Annotated in this window: 14 protein-coding genes; 8 read left to right on the top strand and 6 right to left on the bottom strand. The window is 70.0% G+C overall.

Translation table 11 applies throughout. The features are described 5' to 3' along the window. The first annotated feature begins 219 nt into the window (after positions 1-219). Genes AC3WT6_RS12535 through AC3WT6_RS12525 form a run of 3 tightly spaced genes read left to right on the top strand, consistent with a single transcriptional unit; the run spans position 220 to position 2,928 of the window. Positions 220-1,821, top strand: coding sequence for an alkaline phosphatase family protein (locus AC3WT6_RS12535; protein ID WP_492653938.1), 1,602 nt, complete (start codon positions 220-222; stop codon positions 1,819-1,821). A gap of 14 nt (positions 1,822-1,835) precedes the next feature. Next, positions 1,836-2,618, top strand: a complete 783-nt coding sequence (locus tag AC3WT6_RS12530) for a CatB-related O-acetyltransferase (protein ID WP_492653937.1) — start codon at positions 1,836-1,838, stop codon at positions 2,616-2,618. A 22-nt stretch (positions 2,619-2,640) separates the two neighbouring features. Further along, entirely contained in the window at positions 2,641-2,928 is a 288-nt protein-coding gene (locus tag AC3WT6_RS12525; RefSeq protein WP_492653936.1) for an acyl carrier protein, read from the top strand. Between the two features lie 84 nt (positions 2,929-3,012). Here AC3WT6_RS12525 and AC3WT6_RS12520 read toward each other — a convergent pair whose 3' ends face one another. Then, positions 3,013-3,837, bottom strand: a complete 825-nt coding sequence (locus tag AC3WT6_RS12520; RefSeq protein WP_492653935.1) for an SAM-dependent methyltransferase — start codon at positions 3,835-3,837, stop codon at positions 3,013-3,015. Between the two features lie 95 nt (positions 3,838-3,932). Between AC3WT6_RS12520 and AC3WT6_RS12515 the strand changes: the two genes are divergently transcribed. The 5 genes from AC3WT6_RS12515 (at position 3,933) to AC3WT6_RS12495 (ending at position 9,378) form a co-directional block, all read left to right on the top strand. Beyond that, on the top strand, positions 3,933-4,763 hold the full coding sequence (locus AC3WT6_RS12515; protein ID WP_492653934.1) for an alpha/beta fold hydrolase: 831 nt from the start codon (positions 3,933-3,935) through the stop codon (positions 4,761-4,763). Positions 4,764-4,928: 165 nt separating this feature from the next. Next, the gene (locus AC3WT6_RS12510) at positions 4,929-7,205 is read left to right on the top strand and encodes a CaiB/BaiF CoA transferase family protein (RefSeq protein WP_492653933.1); all 2,277 of its coding nucleotides are present in this window, start codon (positions 4,929-4,931) and stop codon (positions 7,203-7,205) included. Between the two features lie 13 nt (positions 7,206-7,218). Then, entirely contained in the window at positions 7,219-8,109 is an 891-nt protein-coding gene (locus tag AC3WT6_RS12505) for a CE1 family esterase (RefSeq protein ID WP_492653932.1), read from the top strand. 8 nt (positions 8,110-8,117) lie between these two features. Further along, entirely contained in the window at positions 8,118-8,876 is a 759-nt protein-coding gene (locus tag AC3WT6_RS12500) for an SDR family oxidoreductase (protein ID WP_492653931.1), read from the top strand. Between the two features lie 55 nt (positions 8,877-8,931). Next, complete coding sequence (locus tag AC3WT6_RS12495; protein ID WP_492653930.1) at positions 8,932-9,378, top strand: tellurite resistance TerB family protein; 447 nt, start codon at positions 8,932-8,934, stop codon at positions 9,376-9,378. A gap of 23 nt (positions 9,379-9,401) precedes the next feature. Here the strand turns inward: AC3WT6_RS12495 and AC3WT6_RS12490 are convergent, their stop codons facing one another. The 5 genes from AC3WT6_RS12490 to AC3WT6_RS12470 form a co-directional block, all read right to left on the bottom strand. Continuing rightward, positions 9,402-10,115: a head GIN domain-containing protein gene (locus AC3WT6_RS12490; protein ID WP_492653929.1), complete on the bottom strand. Its 714-nt coding sequence runs from the start codon at positions 10,113-10,115 to the stop codon at positions 9,402-9,404. 80 nt (positions 10,116-10,195) lie between these two features. Then, the gene (locus AC3WT6_RS12485) at positions 10,196-11,875 is read right to left on the bottom strand and encodes an alkaline phosphatase D family protein (RefSeq protein ID WP_492653928.1); all 1,680 of its coding nucleotides are present in this window, start codon (positions 11,873-11,875) and stop codon (positions 10,196-10,198) included. 77 nt (positions 11,876-11,952) lie between these two features. Beyond that, a complete protein-coding gene (locus AC3WT6_RS12480; protein ID WP_492653927.1) occupies positions 11,953-12,873 on the bottom strand; it encodes a sulfotransferase in 921 nt (306 codons plus the stop codon). After that, the gene (locus AC3WT6_RS12475) at positions 12,870-14,324 is read right to left on the bottom strand and encodes a hypothetical protein (protein WP_492653926.1); all 1,455 of its coding nucleotides are present in this window, start codon (positions 14,322-14,324) and stop codon (positions 12,870-12,872) included. Before AC3WT6_RS12475 ends, AC3WT6_RS12480 begins: the two co-directional genes overlap by 4 nt. 103 nt (positions 14,325-14,427) lie before the next feature. Continuing rightward, positions 14,428-16,752, bottom strand: a complete 2,325-nt coding sequence (locus AC3WT6_RS12470; RefSeq protein WP_492653925.1) for a hypothetical protein — start codon at positions 16,750-16,752, stop codon at positions 14,428-14,430. Between the last annotated feature and the right edge of the window lie 11 nt (positions 16,753-16,763).

Raw genomic sequence — 16,763 nt, 5'->3', positions numbered from 1 at the left:
AAAGAAAAGTGAGTCGCCAAGAGGCGAAAAGAAACTCTCAAACAGCACACCGCTAAAAGAGCGCGAACGCGCGAACCACCAGCACCGCACACCAGCAGAGCTAGGCGAAAGCCAAGCACTCCGCCACGGCTTTCCCCCTCCCCTACGCCCCTCCCCACAAATGGGAGGGGAACCAGTGTGGCAAGCCACACCCCATCCTTTCAGCCCCGTGACCACCCCATGACCACCACCCTCTTCATCGGCCTCGACGGCTGCACCTACACCGTGCTCGACCAGATGACCCGTGAGCTGCCCGGCGAAGGCCTGACCATGCCGTTCCTGAAATCGCTGATGGAACGCGGCACCCGCGCCAAGCTGCGCTCGACGCCCAACCCGCTGACGCCGCCGGCCTGGACCTCGATCATGACTGGCAAGGGCCCTGGCGAGCACGGCGTGTTCGACTTCATCCGCGCCGAGGACCACGGCGGCGAGGTCTACTGGACGCTCTACGACGCGCGCGACATCGACAGCGAGACCATCTGGTCGATCCTCTCGCGCAAGGGCAAGTCGGTGGCGGCGCTCAATTTCCCGCTCACCGCGCCGGCGCCGGAAGACTTGAAGGGCTCCATCGTGCCCGGCTTCATCCCGGCCAAGCACCTGCGCCGCAACACCCACCCGCGCGAATTGTTCGAGCGCATCAAGCAGCAGATTCCCGGCTTCGACCCCAAGGAACTTGCCTGGGACTTCGACAAGGAAAAGCAGGCGATGGAGTCGCTCTCCGCCGACGAAACGGCGAAGTGGGTGCGCTACCACCTGCCGCGCGAGGAACAGTGGTTCAAGGTCGCCGAGTTCATCCTCGCCAACGACAAGCCCGATGTGATGGCGGTGATGTTCGACGGCACCGACAAGATCCAGCACCAGGCCTGGCCCTGGCTGGACGCGGCCCTGCTGAAAGCCGAGCCGACGCCGCACGACCGCGAGATGCGCAGGGTCTGCCTGGAATACTTCCGCAATCTCGACGGCTACATCGAGAAGCTGGTGACGCTGGCCGGGCCGGAGGCGCAGGTGTTCTTCGCCAGCGACCACGGCTTCACCGCTTCCACCTTCGTGCTGCGCATCAACGCCTACCTGGCCGAGAAGGGCTACCTGAAGTGGGCGGAGAACGATGGCAGCGAGCAGGCGATCCGTCGCGAGGCCAGCGACTTCGCCAATCTCGACTGGGCACACACCACCGCCTACTGCCGCACGCCGTCCTCCAACGGCATCCACATCCGCGTCGCCGCCAAGCCCGGCGATCCGGGCATCCAGCCGAAGGACTACGACAGCTTCCGCGAACGTCTGATCGCCGACTTGCTGGCCCTGCGCGATCCCGACAGCGGCGAGCCGGTGATCGTCGATGTGCTGAAGCGCGAGGACTGGTTCCCGGGGCAGCACATGACCCGCGCCTGCGACTTGACGCTGGTGCTGCGCGACCACGGCTTCGTGTCGATCCGCAACCTCACGCCGGCGGTGGCGCAACGCCCGCAGGCGATCGGCACCCATCACCCGGATGGCATCTTCATGGCGGCCGGCCCCGGCATTCCGGCCGCCGGCATGGTGGAGCTGCGGCAGATCGTCGATGTCGCGCCCAGCCTGCTCTACAGCGCCGGTCTGCCGGTGCCGGCCGACTTCGAGGGCGTCGCCGCCGAGAGCTTCTTCACCGCCGAGCAGCTCGCCGCGTGCCCGGTGAAGAAGGGCGCGCGCACCCGCGTCACCGAGCGCCGCCAGCTCGGGCAGGAGATGGATGCCGGCGAGAAGAAGCAGATCATCGAGCAGCTGCAGATGCTCGGCTACATGGAATGACGGCGGTGCCTTAGATGAACACCGCACCCACCCAACTCAGCGCCGCCGAACTGGTCGAACACGGCCTCTATGTCGGCGAGGGTCGCGGCCTGCTGACGCCCCTGGTCTGCGAGCGGCCGGTGTGGCTGTTCGACCCGCGGCGGATCAAGGACTGCTCCTTCGGCGCCTTCGCCTACGTCAACGGCCAGTACACCAGCAGCCTCTACGACTGCGCGATCGGCCGCTACACCTCGATTGCCGAAGCGGTGGTGGCCGGCGCCTACGAGCACCCGACCGAATGGCTCAGCTCGCATCCCTTCCTGTTCGCCGAGCCGCAGCAGTTCAAGGCCTTTCTGCGCCAGCCGGAGTTCGCGCGGCTGGCACCGGAGCCGCCAAGCCAGGCGCAATGGCCGACGCACCAGACCACGCTGATCGGCCACGACGTCTGGATTGGCGCCGGCGCCTTCATCAAGCGTGGCGTGCACATCGGCGATGGCGCGGTGGTCGCCGCGCATGCGGTGGTGACCCGCGACGTGCCGCCCTACAGCATCGTCGCCGGCCAGCCGGCCAAGACCCTGCGTGGCCGCTTCGACAACCGCAGCATCGAACGCCTGCTGCGCCTGCAGTGGTGGCGCTACGACCTGGCGCCGCACAAGGCGCAGGTCGACTTCCGCGACATCCAGGCTGCGCTGGATGCCCTGGAGCGTCTGCTCGCCGATGGCCGGCTGCTGCCCTACCAGACCCAGACCAGCCGCATCACCCCACAACCGGATGGCCACTACGCGCTGACGGTGGTGGAGCCCCTGTATTCCTTTTGACGATTGTTCACGGACAGCACTCATGCCGCTCAGCAGCGACGACTACACCCGCCAACTCATCACGCTACTGGAAGACTTCACCCAGGACTGGGATCACGACTACCGCGGCAGCATGGGCCGCGACACGCGGCTGTTCGCCGACCTCGCCTTCGAGTCCATCGACATCATCCAACTGGTGGTGGCGATCCAGGAGGAAGTGCTGCGCGCCAAGGCGCCGTTCGAGAAGCTGCTGATGCGCGAGGGCCGCTACGTGGACGATCTCTCGATTGGCCAGATCGCGGATTTCCTGGCGGTGCAGGCGGCGGGTTAAGGCTCGACCTGAAACGTGGTCACTCCGATCCGGCCAAGCGACCCTGTTCCACGCTCCCCTGGCGGGGCAGCAGGAGCGCGTTCGTCAGCGCGCCCTGCGCGCGGCGACCAGCACGTAGTCTTCGCCGAGGTCGATGAACTGCTGGATGCGCCGCGCCGAGCGCAGGATCGCCTCGCCGTTCTCGCCGCCGGTGCGCTCGGCGACGCCGTGCAAGGCCTGCGCGAAGCGGGCGCGGGTCCAGTCGACGATAGACTCGATGCGGATGTCGGTGAAGCCGGCCTCGAGCAGGTGTCGCGCATAGACGTCGGCGTCGTAGGCATTGGGATGGTTGTCGAGCACCACGCCGCTGTTGATGGTCTGCTCGCCGCGCAGATAGGCGGCGGGATCGACGCCACGGCGCGGAATCATGTCGGTGAGCGCCAGACTGCCACCGGGCTTGAGCACCCGCGCTGCCTCGCGCAGGAAGTCGACACGGGTATCGAAGTGGAAAGCGCATTCCACCGACACCAGCTTGTCGAAGCTGGCATCGGCGAAGTCCATGGCGGTGGCGTTGCCGAACTGCAATTTGATGCGGTCGGCAAACCCGTTTTCCGCCACGTAGCGATGACCTTCCTCGATGCGCACCGGGGTGACGTCGATGCCGAGGATCCACTCCGGCCGGCAGCGCCGCGCGTACACCACCGCGCCGGCGCCATAGCCGCAGCCGACATCGAGCACGGTATCGCCCGGCCCCAGGCCGGCGGTGGTCGCCACCAGTTCGGTGAGCGCCTCGCTGGCCTGCTCCAGCGTGAGGTCGTCACGGGTCCAGTAGCCGTAGTTGGCGAAGGGCTGATTGCCAAACAAGTTACCGCGCTCGCCATGGCGGCGGGTGTAATGGGTCACCACGTCCTGGGTGTGGGCGGAAAGCATGTTCGACTCCCTGTCGCTGTTCGCCGTCTCTTCCCGGCGCCGGCAGAGTGTAGGTGGCGTCGCGGCGGTCCGCGAGCCCGGCCGGGGGCTCGGCAATGAACAGCCCGCGCCTCGCCCACCAGCAACTCGGCAGCGGCCCCGACGTGCTGCTGCTGCACGGCCTGGGCGCCAACCGCGCCTTCTGGTTCGGCAATCTGGCGCTGAACCTGGCGGCCGATCACCGCGTCACGCTCTACGACCTGCGCGGCCACGGCTACAGCGAGCGCCCGGCGAGCGGCTACCGCGTCGGCGACCACGCCGCCGATCTGCTGGCGCTGATGGACGAACTGGAGCTGCCCCAGGCGGCGCTGGTCGGCCACAGCCTGGGCGGCGCGGTGGCGCTGGAAGTGGCGGTGCAGGCACCGCGGCGGGTGCGCCAGCTGGCCCTGCTCGACAGCCGCATCCAGCGTCTGCAACCGAGCATGTACCTGCACGAGGTCGAACCGCTCTCGGCCTACGAGCAGGACGTCGCCCGCCGCGCCGGCGGCGACTGGCAGCGGGAGCCGGAGGTCGGCCTCTGCTTCATCGAGGCCGCCGCGCGGCTGATGCTGGCGACACCCGGCGAGGGCCTGCGCGACGACTACACTCCCTTCGGCGAAGGTCGCGGCGCGCGGCGCGCGGCGCGGCAGTTCGTCGATCTGCTGGAGCAGACCACCCTGCGTGAGGACTTTCCCCAGCCCGGCGCCGCGCCGACGCGCTACCCGGCGGTCGATATGCCGACGCTGCTGCTCTACGCCCAGCCCAGCCGGGCGCTGAAATCCGCCGAGACCCTGGCCGCCGCGCTGCCGCAGGCGCGCTTGCAGACGCTGGCCGGTGTCGGCCATTTCTTCCCCATCACCCATCCGCGGCCCACCGCCGAGGCGGTGCGCGCGCTGCTGGCGCGCTGAACCACCGGCCCTCTCCATGCACACCCCGCTGCCCGACAAGCACAAACCGGTTTCCTCCCCCGCTCGCGGGGGAGGGCTAGGGTGGGGGCGGTACGCACCGCAAGAAACGCCCCCCTCCCAACCTCCCCCCGCACTCGGAGGGAGGAGCCCAAGCCCGACGCGACCATGAGCGATCTCTCCCATTTGCAGGTGCTGGAACTCAGCGGCCATCTCGCCGCCGCCGCCTGCGGCCAGTTGCTGCAGGGCTTCGGCGCGCGCCTGTTGCGGGTGCCGGTGAGCGGCCCCGGCTTCGAGTTCGATGCCGACGAAGACGCCTTCTACAACGCCGGCAAGGCGCAGGTGGCGCTGGCCTACGACAGCGCCGAATTCGCGCAGCGCCTGGCCCAGGCCGATGTGCTGCTCGACGGCGCCGGCCATGGCGTGCTGGCTGCCGCCGGCTGGAGCGCCGAGCGCCTGCAGGCGCTCAACCCGGCACTGGTGCTGGTGCAGATCACGCCGCACGGGCAGGACGGCCCGCTGGCGGCGGCGCCGGCCAGCGACCTCACGCTCTACGCCGCCAGCGGCCTGATGCGCAGCACCGGCAGCGGCGAGCGCGAGCCGCTCAACGCCCGACCGCGCATCGTCGAACTCACCGGCGGCATGAATGCGTTCTTCGCGGTGATGGCGGCGCTGCTCAGGCGCGCCCGCGACGGCGGCGGCGACCGCATCGACCTCGCGCTGCGCGAGTCGGCGCTGGAAAACCTCGAGGTCGCGCTCGCCGAATACCTTGCCAACGGCAAGATCGCCCGCCGCAACGGCGACCAGCACGCGATGGTGCCCTGGCGCAGCTACCCCTGCGCCGACGGCGAGATCGCCGCGCTAGGCGGGCCGATCCGCCACTGGCTGAAGGCCGCCGCGCACTTCGAGGCGCCGGAACTGCTCGGCGAGAAGCTGGCCGACATGGGCGGCCGCATCGCCCATCGCGCCGAGACCGAGGCGCTGTTCAAGCCCTGGCTAGCCAAACGCACCCGCGAACAGCTATTCCACTGGGGCCAGCAGCAGGGCCTGGCCTGGGCGCCGCTGCGCACGCTGCCCGAGGCACTGGCCGATCCGCAGCACGCGGCGCGCGGTTTCTTCAGCGAGCGCGTCGGTGCCGACGGCCTTCGCCGCCGCCTGCCGAACGCGCCGTTCCGGCCCGAGCGCTGCGCCTGGCGCGAGGCGCCGGCCTCGCCGCCAAGCTGGAGTGCGCGCGAACCCAGCGCCGCGCCCGCGCAAAGCGGCGCGCCCTTCGCCGGCCTGCGGGTGCTGGACTTCAGCCACGACTGGGCCGGCCCGCACGCGGCGCGGCTCTATGCCGACTACGGCGCCGAAGTGATCAAGATCGAATACCCGCGCCGCCTGGACGGCATGCGCGGCGGCTACCCGGACAAGATCAACGCCCACCCGCGCTTCTGGCAGCTGCACCGCGGCAAGCGCTCGCTGACGCTGGACCTGCAACTCGACCGCCATCGCGCGCTGCTCGACGCGCTGGTCCGCGAGGCCGATCTGGTGATCGAGAACTCCCGCCCCGGCGTGATGGCGCGCAAGGGCTATGGGCCTGAGCGCCTGCGCGCGCTCAATCCGCGGCTGGTGACGGTGGCGCTGTCGGCCTTCGGCGCCAGCGGACCCTACGCGGCCTACGCCGGCTATGGCGGCACCCTGGAGGCGGCCAGCGGCCTGCAATCGCTCACCGCCTATGCCGAAGGCGGCCCGGCCTACCGGGTGCGCGAGATGGACGTGATGAACGGTCTGATGGGCGCCTGCGCCGCCGCGCTGGGGCTCTACTGCCGCGCGCTCGACGGCCAGGGCCAGTGGATCGATGTCTCCGAATGCGAGACCACCGCCTGGTTCGTGGCACCGCTGTTCGCCCAGGCCGCGCGCAGCGGCCAGCCGGCGCCGCTGGGCAACCGCCATCCGCGCTGGGCGCCGCAGGGCTGCTATCCGGCCGCCGGCGAGGATCAGTGGCTCACGCTGAGCGTGCGCAGCGAGGCCGAATGGCAGGCGCTGGCGCGGCTGCTGGGTGGAACGCAACTGGCCAGCGATCCACGCTATGCCAGCGCCGCACTGCGCCAGCAGGCCCATGCCGAACTCGACGCACTGATCGCCGACTGGAGCCGTGGCCGTAGCGCCGCTGAAGCAACGACTCAGCTCAAGGCCATGGGCATCGCCGCCGCGCCGGTCGCCAGCGTCGCCGACCTCGCCAGCGACCCGCAGTTGCAGGCGCGCGGCTGGTTCACTGTGCTGGACGAGGGGCTGCGCCTGCCCGGCCTGCCGTTCCGTCTGGCACGCGGCGGCGGCGCGGTACAGTGGCGCGGCCCCGACCTCGGCGAGGCCAACGCCGCGCTCTATGCCGCCACCGGCCAGAGCGCCGCCCTGCCCTCGCTGGCGCCCGAGCAACTGGGCACCGCCTATGCCCGCTACTAAAGAGGACCACGCCATGAGTCGTCTGCACCTCCACAGCCTGCTGCTACTGAGCGCCCTGCTCGCCAGCGCCTGCTTTGATCGCGGCGCGCTGCCCAGCGCCGGCGCCGCCGAGGGCGGACAAACCGTCGAGCGCGAAATCGGCGGTCGCAGCTATCTGCTCAGCCTGCCGCCGGGCGACAGCAGCCAGCCGCGCGCCCTGATCGTCGCCCTGCATGGCGGCTGGGGCACCGGCAAGAACATGCAGGACATCAGCGGCCTCGACGGCCCGGCCGGCCGCGCTGGTTTCCTGGTGGCCTATCCCGACGGCATCAAGCGCGCCTGGAACGCCGGCAGCTGCTGCGCCCAGCCGATGAAGCGCAACATCGACGACGTCGGCTTCATCCGCGCGGTGGTCGACGACATCGCCAAGACCCACAGCATCGACCGCAAGCGCGTCTACGGCACCGGCTTTTCCAACGGCGCGATGATGCTGCACCGCGTTGCCTGCGAAGCGCCCGGCCTGTTCGCCGCCATCGCGCCGGTGTCCGGCGGGCCGATGTTCGAAACCTGCAAGTCACCCAAGCCGGTGTCGGCTCTGCTGATCCAGGGCCGCGCCGATCCGCGCATCCCCTGGGATGGCGGCGAGTTCGAGGGCAACTACCGGCCTTCGATCAAGAGCATCGTCGGCCAGCTCGGCGGCCGTGGCCAATGCGCCAGCGGCGAACGCGAGCTGCGCAAGGACAGTGTCGCCGACTGCCGCAGTCTCGGCACCTGCGCCGGCGGTGTGGAGGTGAGCTGGTGCGGCCTCACCGGCGTCGGTCACCAATGGGCCGGCGGCCGCACCTTGCTGCCGGGCCTGCTGGGCCAGAACACCGCCCAGTTCAACGCCTCCGAGGAGATCGTCCGCTTCTTCCAGCGGCACTAAGAATATCCATGACCGACACTACGGCGACGCGCGTCGCCCTGATCACCGGCGGTGGCGGCGGCATCGGTCGGGCCGCCTGTCTGGAATTCGCCCGCAAGGGCTATCGCGTCGCCCTCTGCGACCTCGACCTGGAGCGCGCCGAGAGCAGCGCCCAGGCGGTGCGCGCCGCCGGTGGCGAGGCCCAGGCCTGGCTTTGCGATATCGGCGAATCCGCCCAGGTGCAGGCGCTGCTGGCGGCCGTCCGCGCGCGCTTCGGCCGCCTCGACGCCGCCTTCAACAACGCCGGCCAGAGCGCGCTGCGCACGCCCCTGGCGGAGATCGACGAAGCCGACTGGCAGCGGGTGATGCGCACCAATATCGACGGCAACTTCCTGCTGATGAAGTACCAGATCCGCTGGATGCTCGAACAGGGCGGCGGCTGCATCGTCAACAACTGCTCGGTGTTTGGCCTCGGCGGCAGCCTGAGCGCCGCCTACACCACCAGCAAGCACGCGCTCGCCGGCCTCACCAAGTCGGCCGCGCTTAGCTATGCCGGCCGAGGCATCCGCGTGAACGCCGTCTGCCCTGGCCTGATCGACGCCGGCATGGGCGCGCGCTTCATCGAGCGCAGCCCCGAGCAGCTCGACGCCACCCTCGCCCTGCACCCCGCCGGCCGCGCCGGCAGCGCCGAGGAAGTCGCGCAGGCGGCGGTCTGGCTCTGTTCCGACGAGGCGCGCTACATCCACGGCCATCTGCTGGCGGTGGATGGCGGCTACGGCGCGCGCTAGCTCTCCGTTCCCCGCTCCTACGGGAGGACGGGGGGAAGCGCTTTAAAATCCCGGCATGAAATCCCTACTCAGCCGCCTGTTCGGCCCGGCATCCGGTGCCGCATCCGCCCATACCGCGCAATCCGCCGCCCTGGTGGTGGCGCAACTGCTGATCGAGATCGCCCGCTCGGATCTGAAGGTGCAGGACGCCGAACTGGCCGTGGTGCGCGAGCACCTGGCGCAGGCCTATGAGCTGAGCGGCGAACAGCTCGATACGCTGATCGCCGAGGCCCACCGCAAGGTCGATGCCGCCACCTCGCTCTACGACACCGTGAAGCGGGTCAACGACACGTTCAGCCACGAGCAGAAAGCCGGGCTGATGAGCGCGCTCTGGCAAGTGGCCTATGCCGATGCGCGCCTGGACGCCCACGAGGAAGCGCTACTGCGGCGCATGGCCGACCTCATCTACGTGCCGCACGAGGTGTTCATCCGCGAAAAGCTCAGGTTGCTGGAAGCCCAGTAGCCCATCGGCAGCGGAGGCGGCGCTCAGTGCACCGCCTCGACATCGCCGCTGCCATTGACCTCGCTGCGCAGCTTGGCCGGCGCGCCGCGGTAACGGATGTCGCCACTACCATTGATCTCGGCGCGCAGCTCCTCGCTGGCGGCGACGTCGATGTCACCGCTGCCATTGAGTTCGGCCTCGACCCGCTTCGCGCGCAGCTCGCCGAGGTCGGCGTCGCCGGAGCCGTTGACTTCGACTTCCAGCTCGCCCACCTCGCCGCTGGCCTCGATGTCGCCACTGCCGTTCAGCTCCACGCCCAGGCGCTCGCCACGGATGCCGCTGAGGCGGGCGTCGGCGCTGCCGTCGAGCGCGAAGTGGCGCAGGCTGGGCAGTTGCACCTCCACCAGCAGCGGCGTCTTGGTGCGGTAGGAGCCGCGCGATTCGATCACCAGGGTGTCACCCTCGACGCGGGTTTCGACCAGCTCCAGCAGATTGTCGTCGCCGCTCACTTTCACGCTCGGCTTGCCGCCGACCCGCACTTCCACATTCTCGGCCGAGCGCAGCGCGATGCGCTCGAAGGCCGGCAGCGTGCGCTCGACGCTGGCCGGCTTGCCGGAGCCCACCTGCACCGGGCGGTGATCGACATGCACCACCAGCTCACCGGCCAGGCGGTGGATATCGACCTGGCTGGCGCCAGCCCAGGCGAGCACGCTGAGCAGGGTCATGGTGGCGGCGAAGGCAAGCAGGGCTTTTTTCATGGCGGTGGCCGGTGGCAGGTTCCAGCCTCCGATGGCGCAGGGGCACAAAAGGTTTGCGCCGCCGCCGCTTGGCCGGCCGCTCAGAGCCGCCGCAGCTCGCTACTGCCGGCTGCGACCTCGAAGCGCGCCAGCTCGGTCGAGGCATTGGCGAGCGGCAACTGCGCCAGCATCGCCCGCATGCTCACCGTGCAAGCTTCGGGCCTGAACTCCACCTCCAGCCAGCCGTTGCGGGTACCGTCCCAGAGCGCGAAGTGCGGATTGTTCAGCACGATGCTCGGGCTCTGCAGAAACAATGTCGCCGGCAGGTTGATCGGGCTGGCGATGGGCGTGGCAGCGGCGCAGCTGCTGGTGAACTCGACGCCCACCGCCGGCCCGTCGGGATAGCCGTCGCGCAGAGTGGCGGCGGCGAAGGCATGCAGATCGCCGGCCAGCACCACCAGATTGGGCAGGCCGTTCAGCGCCGACAAGAGCTCGGCGCGTTCGGCGGTGTAGCCATCCCAGTGATCGACCTCGTAGAGCATCGGCGGCTGCGCAAGCGCGCGGATCGGCGAGAACGGGATCGGCAGGCCCAGCACCCGCCATTGCGCGCGACTGCCTTTGAGAGTGTCGAGCAGCCATTGCTTCTGCGTATTACCGAGAAGGGTGCGGCCGGCGTCCTGGCGCGCCTCGCAGCTGCTCTCCGGCACCAGCTGCCGCTGGCCGAAACTGCCTTCGCCGCAGGGATGCGGGCTGCGCTGCATGCGCAGTTCGGTGAGCGCGAGTTCGGCGAGGCGGCCGAAGCGGAAGCTGCGTTCGACCTGCATCACCTCCGGGAACGCCGCCTTCGGACGGTAGCGCACTCGCACCGGCAGATAGCGGTACCAGACATCGAGCGCGTCGCGCACATAGGCACTCATCGCCGCAGGGTCTTCGTCCAGCGGATGGTCGGGGCCGCGCGGCCGGCTGCCGTCGAAGTAGAGATCGTTGGCGAACTCGTGGTCGTCGAAGGTGGCGAGCAGGGTATGGCGTTCCAGCAGCGCGCGCAGGTCGGCGTCGCTGCGATGGGCGCGGTAGATGGTGAGCAGATCCTCGCGGCTGCTGGCATAGCTGGCGCCGGAGGGCAGCGGTAGCCGCCGCAGTGGCGCGATGGCGCTCTCGTAGATGAAGTCGCCGAGGTGCAGCAGGTAGTCGGCCTCCACCGTGGCCATCTCGGCGAAGGCGTGGAAGTAGGCAAAGGTGTAGTCCTGGCAGCAGGTGACCAGGAGCTTCAGACGCTCCACCGCCTCGTCCTCGCGCGGCAGGGTGCGCAGCCGCCCCACCCGGCTGGAGGTGCCGGCGTAGGCGAAGCGGTAGTAGTAGAAGCGGTTGGACTGCAACAGCCCGTCGGTGTCGAGCTTGATGCAGCCGTCGTGGCGCGGGTCGAGTCCGGCGAGCGAATGGCTGCCCGCCACCACCGGCCGGGTAAAGGCCTCGTCCTCGGCGATCTGCCAGAGCAGGTCCACCCCGGGCTGCAACTGCTCCGGATTCAGCCGCGTCCACAGCACCGCGCCGCTGGCGCTGGGATCGCCGCTGGCCAGCGAGGAGGGAAACACCGTAGCGGCGTCGCCGCTGCCCAGCGCCGGCAGGCTGAGCGCCTGCGGCTGGGCGCGCAGGATCGCCTCCAGTTCGGCGTCGCTCACGCCGCTCTCGGCAGGCGTGGACTCGCCACAGGCAGACAGGCCACCGCCCAGAGCGAGGGCGGCGGTCGCTTTCAACAGTTCACGGCGAGTGGTGAGGATCATGGGACTAAGTCTGGCAAAGCTCTGTTGCATTTCCTGCGTCCAGCGCCGCGCAAACTCCGCGCCAGCGCCATCAAAACTCAGGAATAGCCCAGGCGCTTGGCCAGCGCGCGCACTTCCGGCGCAAAGCCCTGGCCATCGCGGCGCCAGGGCAGCGGCGCATCGAGCCGGGGCTGCGCCGCCAGCGCCTCCAGCTCGGGCGCGAAGTCAGCCCAGACTTCGGCCTCCAGCCCGCCGCGCAGGGGGCCTTCCGGCATCCGCGCATAGAGCCAGTCGGCGGGCTCGGCCATGGCGTCGAGATCGGCGCGCGCCAGCGGCGGCAGTTCCAGCCATTCACAAAGCCCGGCGAGGCTGCCCGCAAAGTCCGTGTCGAAGCGCTCGCCGTGCAGTTGCCGCCACTGCGCTGCAGGCCAGTCGCCGGCGGCCAGCAGCAGGTTCTGGTTGCTGCGCAGCCAGGGCAGTTGCGGCTCCGGCAGAGGCGGCGTCTGCGCGTGATCGCGAAAGTCCACCGGCACGAACAACTGCTCGCGCAGCCAGGCCGCCAGCAGGCAGCCCTGGCTCCAGGGATGACGGACGAGATGCAGCCAGCGCGCCTGCGGCAAGCTGCCGCGAAAGCGCTGCAACTCGTGCGGACGCAGCGGCATTTCCGCATCCGGAATCACCAGGCGTCGTGGTGCCACCTGTTCGGCCAGCCAGGCGACCAGCTCCGCCGTGCTCCAGCTGCGCCGCGCTTCCAGCCAGGCGTCGGCGTCGGCGATCTGCGCCTCGCCCTGGCCGTCGAACGCGAGCTGCGCGACGGCGCGGCGCAGACCATCGCCATGGCTGAGCTGGCTGAGCGCGAAGAGATCCAGCAGCTCGCCGACGCTGTCGGCCATGCAGGGAAAGATCTGCGGCAGCGCATACAGCCGCGGATGCCGGCCCAGCACCCCGGCCAGCCAGCTGGCGCCGGAGAACGGCACGGCGAGGATGAACAGTGGCGGTGGCGGCGCGGTCGCGCTCACGTCCCTGCTCCCGGCGGGTTCTGGCCCAGCCAGACCTCGCAGCCGCCGCGCGGGTTGTCGCGGTATTCCCAGGCGCCGTTGCGCTGCACGGCCACCCGCGGGCCAAAGGGATTGGCGGTGCCGACGAACAGGCCCTGCGGGGTGGAGCCGAAGGTGCGGATGCCCCAGTTGAACTTGTTGCCGAAGCCGTCGCGGCTCACCGGCTGCCAGTGCACGCCGTCGGCTGTGCGCCAGAGCTGGCAGCCGCCCAGCTCGCTGAGCCGCTCCAGGCCCCAGTGGCGTATCAGGCCGGCCACCGTCGCCGGCCAGCGGTGCAGCGGCAGGTAGGGCAAGAGGCTGGCCCAGGACATGGTGCCGGCGTAGAGGTGGTCCTCGTGCACGGCCATGCGCCAGATGTAGCCGTTGAACAGATTGTCGAAGCCGGCCGAGTAGCCGGACAGCGGCACTTTCGCGCCCTGCTCGGTGATCCGCGACTCGCCGACGATCACCTCGTAGCTGTCGTCCGGCCACACCCGCAGCAGCTCGGCGGCGGCCGGGCCGATGCGATGCGCGCGGTGGTAGCCGCCGTTGATGATCCCGCAGCCGACGTAGAGCGCGCCCTTGAACTCGCACATGGCGCCGATCACTTCGTTGTGCAGGCCACGGCCGGCGCCACGGTCGAAGACCTTGGTCCAGGTGTAGGGCGGCTTGCCGCCGCGGGTCTTCCACAGCTCGCCGCCGGTGGCGGCGTTCACCGTGCCGCCGTAGAGATGGCCGTCGTAGACCGCCATCTCGAAGATGGTGGCGTTGTCGGGGTTGCCGAAGCCCTCGGGGTTGCTGGGGGTCCAGCCGCCCTGGGCGAGGTCGTCGCTGGCGTAGATCACCGCCTCCGAGCCGATGTCCTGCACGAAGCCCTTGGCGGTGCCGGAGGCGGTGGGGCTCAGGTGCACGCGGCCGTCGAAGGGCTGGATGGTGCGACAGGCACGCACCGCCGGGCCGAACGGCGGGCGCACCACCGGCGCGAAATGGCGGCCGTCCTCGCTGCGCAGCACGTCCGGCGAGTGCGCCAGATGCGGCGACCAGGTGGAGACGTAGAGGCAGGGCGCGCTGTCGCTGGCGCCCTGGAACACGGTCATGCCGCGATAGCCGATGTAGCTGGGCACGCCGGCGCGGCCATTGACGCCGATCACCTCCGGCGAGCGGTAGACGCGCAGCCAGGTCTCGGTCTCGGGTGTGTATTCCCAGATCTCGGCGCGGCGGTCGATGCTGTAGAGATCGGCCGGGCTGTCGATCGGCCAGGGTTTGAGGTCCGGCGCCGGCGCGCCGATCTTCAGCGCCGCGAAGCTGCCGCGCATGGTGCCCACGTACACCCGGCCACGGAACACCGCCATGCTGTGGGCATAGTGATTCCAGCCGTCACCGAAGCCATTGCGGCAGGTGAGGCGGAAGTCCTCGAAGCGCAGGCCGCTCATAGCGCGCTGTATGGCAGGGGCCACGCCCCCATCCCAACCTTCCCCCGCAAGCGGGGGAAGGAGCGGTGCGCGCCGGTAGTCATGGCGCGCAGACCCATCGCCATCAGGGAATCCACGACCACAGCTCGACGAACACGAAGCGCAGCAGGGCGCGGCTGAACACCACGATGGCCGGATGCCAGTCGCCCTGCAGCTTGGCGTTGCCGGTCATGCCCGGCAGCAGGCGGTGCTCGGGGTCGGCCAGGGCCACCTGCACGCGCACCACCTTGCCGTAGGGGCCAGCTTCGGCGGCCGGCGCGATCCGCCGCACCTCGCCGATGAAGCTCGACGCCGGGAAGGCCCAGACCCGCGCCCGCGCCGCCTTGCCCGGTGCGATCTCGCCGATCGCGGACTCCGAGATGCGCACTTCCGCGAGGCGCTCCTGGCTGTCTTCGATCACCGCCAGCAGGTCGCCGCGATTCAGAAACTGGCCGCGCGCGAACTGCAGCGAGCCGGACACCACCACGCCGGCGATCGGCGCCTTCACCTCGGTGTAGGCGAACTGCTGGCGGTGATAGACCAGCTGCGCCTGCACGTCGCGGATCTGCGCCTCGATGGCGGCGATGCGGTCGGAGACCGCCGGGCTCTTCACCAGCTCCAGTCGGCGCCGCGCTTCCTCCAGCGCCTTCTGATCGACATCGGCCTGACCGCGCGCGCGGTCGTATTCCTGGGCGGTCACCGACTTGCGGCGGAAGGCCTCCTGCACGCGCTGCGCCTGGGCGGCGGAGACCTCGGCACGCTTGCTGGCGGTGTCGAGCGCGCTGCGCGCGACCTCGACCTCCTCCAGCTTGCCGCCCTTCCCAGCCAACGAGAGATCGGCGCGCAACTGCGCCAGCCTGGCCTCGCCGGAGGCGACCTGGGCGCGCGACTCGTCGGCGGCGATGCGCGCCAGTACCTGCCCGGCCTTGACCGTCTCGCCCTCCTGCACCAGCACCTCGCGGACATCGCCGGCGGTGAGCGCGCGCACGTCGGCACGGTCGCCCGGCAGCACCAGGAAGTCGCCGCTGGGGTGGTAGCGGTAGGGCACGAAGGCCAGCAGCAGCAGAGTCAGGCTGATCGTCCAGAAACGCTTCGAGCGCCGCCACCAGGGAGACGGCTGCAACTGGCCGAGATTGAGGTTGCTGGCGCCGGAGCGCGCATTGCGGAAGGACTGCGTCACGATTACCCCCAAGACCACCATCAACGGAATGAGACCCAAGGCGCCATAGCGCGCCGTCAGGGCTTGCAGCGGAAACAGCATCAGGCCCAGCAGCAGCAAGAGATTGCCGACCGCGAGCGCGCGGAACAGGTAGAGCGCCGGCCTGGGCAGGCTGCGCTGCGCCGGCGACCAGCCGGTGCCGCGCCGCTGCTTGCTGGCGGTGAACGCCTGCTCGCGCAGATTGGGGATGCCCAGCCATTGCGCGAGCAGGAAGTAGCCATCCAGCCGCAGCAGCGGATTGGCGCGCAGCAGCAGGCCGAACAGGGCGATGAAGCCGATCCCCAGGCTGTAGGGGCTGAGCGCATTGGCGCTGCCTCGGCTCAAGAACCAGGTCAGCGCCGCCAGCGTGAACAACACCAGGGGCGCCGACAGACCGGCACCGACGATGCGGGTGCGCGTGGCGCGGTCACCGGCCTCGGCCGGACCACGGCTGTCGACATAGAGCATGGGCTGACCAAACATGCCACGAATCAAGCCCAGCTTCGGCTTGAGTCCGGCGTAGCGGCTGATCGCGGCGGACCGCGCCGAGACCGTCGCCAGGTGCACCAGGGTCCAGCCCAGAGCCAGGTTCAGCGCCAGCATGCCCGGGCCGCTCAGATTCCCGAGATCGGAGAACACCGCCAGCCGCTGTCGCCACAGCCCGTAGAGCAGCAGCAGGCAAGCGGCCAGCCAGCCGATTAGCGCGAAGGGATTCGCCAGAGGCGCGATCAGCGGCGCGCCGAGTCGCGTCCAGGGCTGGGTCGGCACTTGCCGGTAGCGCTTGTAGCGCAGCGTCGAGCGGTCGGTGACCAGCCGCAGCAGACTGCCCATCAGGCCCGGCCCGGCCAGCGAGCCCGGCATGGTCGAGGGCGGAATGGCCTGGCTGCCGTAAGCGCCGCCGCGCACGTCGCTGATCGGCGGCGAGGGCAGCGGCTCCTCGCGGCCGGGTTGCAGCAAGCCGGCCATCGCCAGCTCGGCGGCAAAGCGCTCCAGCGCCTCGGCATCGAGGTGCATACCCAACTCAAGGCGAGCGCGTTCGAGGATGTCGGCGGCGGAGCGCTGGCCGTCGTGCAGCTCGGCGAGCTGGCGCTCGGCCGGAGTCAGCGCCAGCGGCTCTTCCTCGCGACCGGGCGCGTACGCCAGCCAGCCCGTGTGCCGCGGCCGCGGACGCAAGCTGCCGGGCGCGAAGCGGCGGCGGGGATGGGCGCTCATGCCGGCGGCGG

It is taken from the genome of Stagnimonas sp. FW305-C-60, assembly GCF_058782965.1.
The sequence above is the reverse complement of the archived record's forward strand: the minus strand, read 5'-3'. Positions and strand labels throughout refer to the sequence as shown.

Excerpts from the sequence above, each read along its gene's own strand:
- AC3WT6_RS12535 (WP_492653938.1), top strand. The coding sequence starts at position 220 with ATGACCACCACCCTCTTCATCGGCCTCGACGGCTGCACCTACACCGTG.
- AC3WT6_RS12530 (WP_492653937.1), top strand. The coding sequence starts at position 1,836 with ATGAACACCGCACCCACCCAACTCAGCGCCGCCGAACTGGTCGAACAC.
- AC3WT6_RS12525 (WP_492653936.1), top strand. The coding sequence starts at position 2,641 with ATGCCGCTCAGCAGCGACGACTACACCCGCCAACTCATCACGCTACTG.
- AC3WT6_RS12520 (WP_492653935.1), bottom strand. The coding sequence starts at position 3,837 with ATGCTTTCCGCCCACACCCAGGACGTGGTGACCCATTACACCCGCCGC.
- AC3WT6_RS12515 (WP_492653934.1), top strand. The coding sequence starts at position 3,933 with ATGAACAGCCCGCGCCTCGCCCACCAGCAACTCGGCAGCGGCCCCGAC.
- AC3WT6_RS12510 (WP_492653933.1), top strand. The coding sequence starts at position 4,929 with ATGAGCGATCTCTCCCATTTGCAGGTGCTGGAACTCAGCGGCCATCTC.
- AC3WT6_RS12505 (WP_492653932.1), top strand. The coding sequence starts at position 7,219 with ATGAGTCGTCTGCACCTCCACAGCCTGCTGCTACTGAGCGCCCTGCTC.
- AC3WT6_RS12500 (WP_492653931.1), top strand. The coding sequence starts at position 8,118 with ATGACCGACACTACGGCGACGCGCGTCGCCCTGATCACCGGCGGTGGC.
- AC3WT6_RS12495 (WP_492653930.1), top strand. The coding sequence starts at position 8,932 with ATGAAATCCCTACTCAGCCGCCTGTTCGGCCCGGCATCCGGTGCCGCA.
- AC3WT6_RS12490 (WP_492653929.1), bottom strand. The coding sequence starts at position 10,115 with ATGAAAAAAGCCCTGCTTGCCTTCGCCGCCACCATGACCCTGCTCAGC.
- AC3WT6_RS12485 (WP_492653928.1), bottom strand. The coding sequence starts at position 11,875 with ATGATCCTCACCACTCGCCGTGAACTGTTGAAAGCGACCGCCGCCCTC.
- AC3WT6_RS12475 (WP_492653926.1), bottom strand. The coding sequence starts at position 14,324 with ATGAGCGGCCTGCGCTTCGAGGACTTCCGCCTCACCTGCCGCAATGGC.
- AC3WT6_RS12470 (WP_492653925.1), bottom strand. The coding sequence starts at position 16,752 with ATGAGCGCCCATCCCCGCCGCCGCTTCGCGCCCGGCAGCTTGCGTCCG.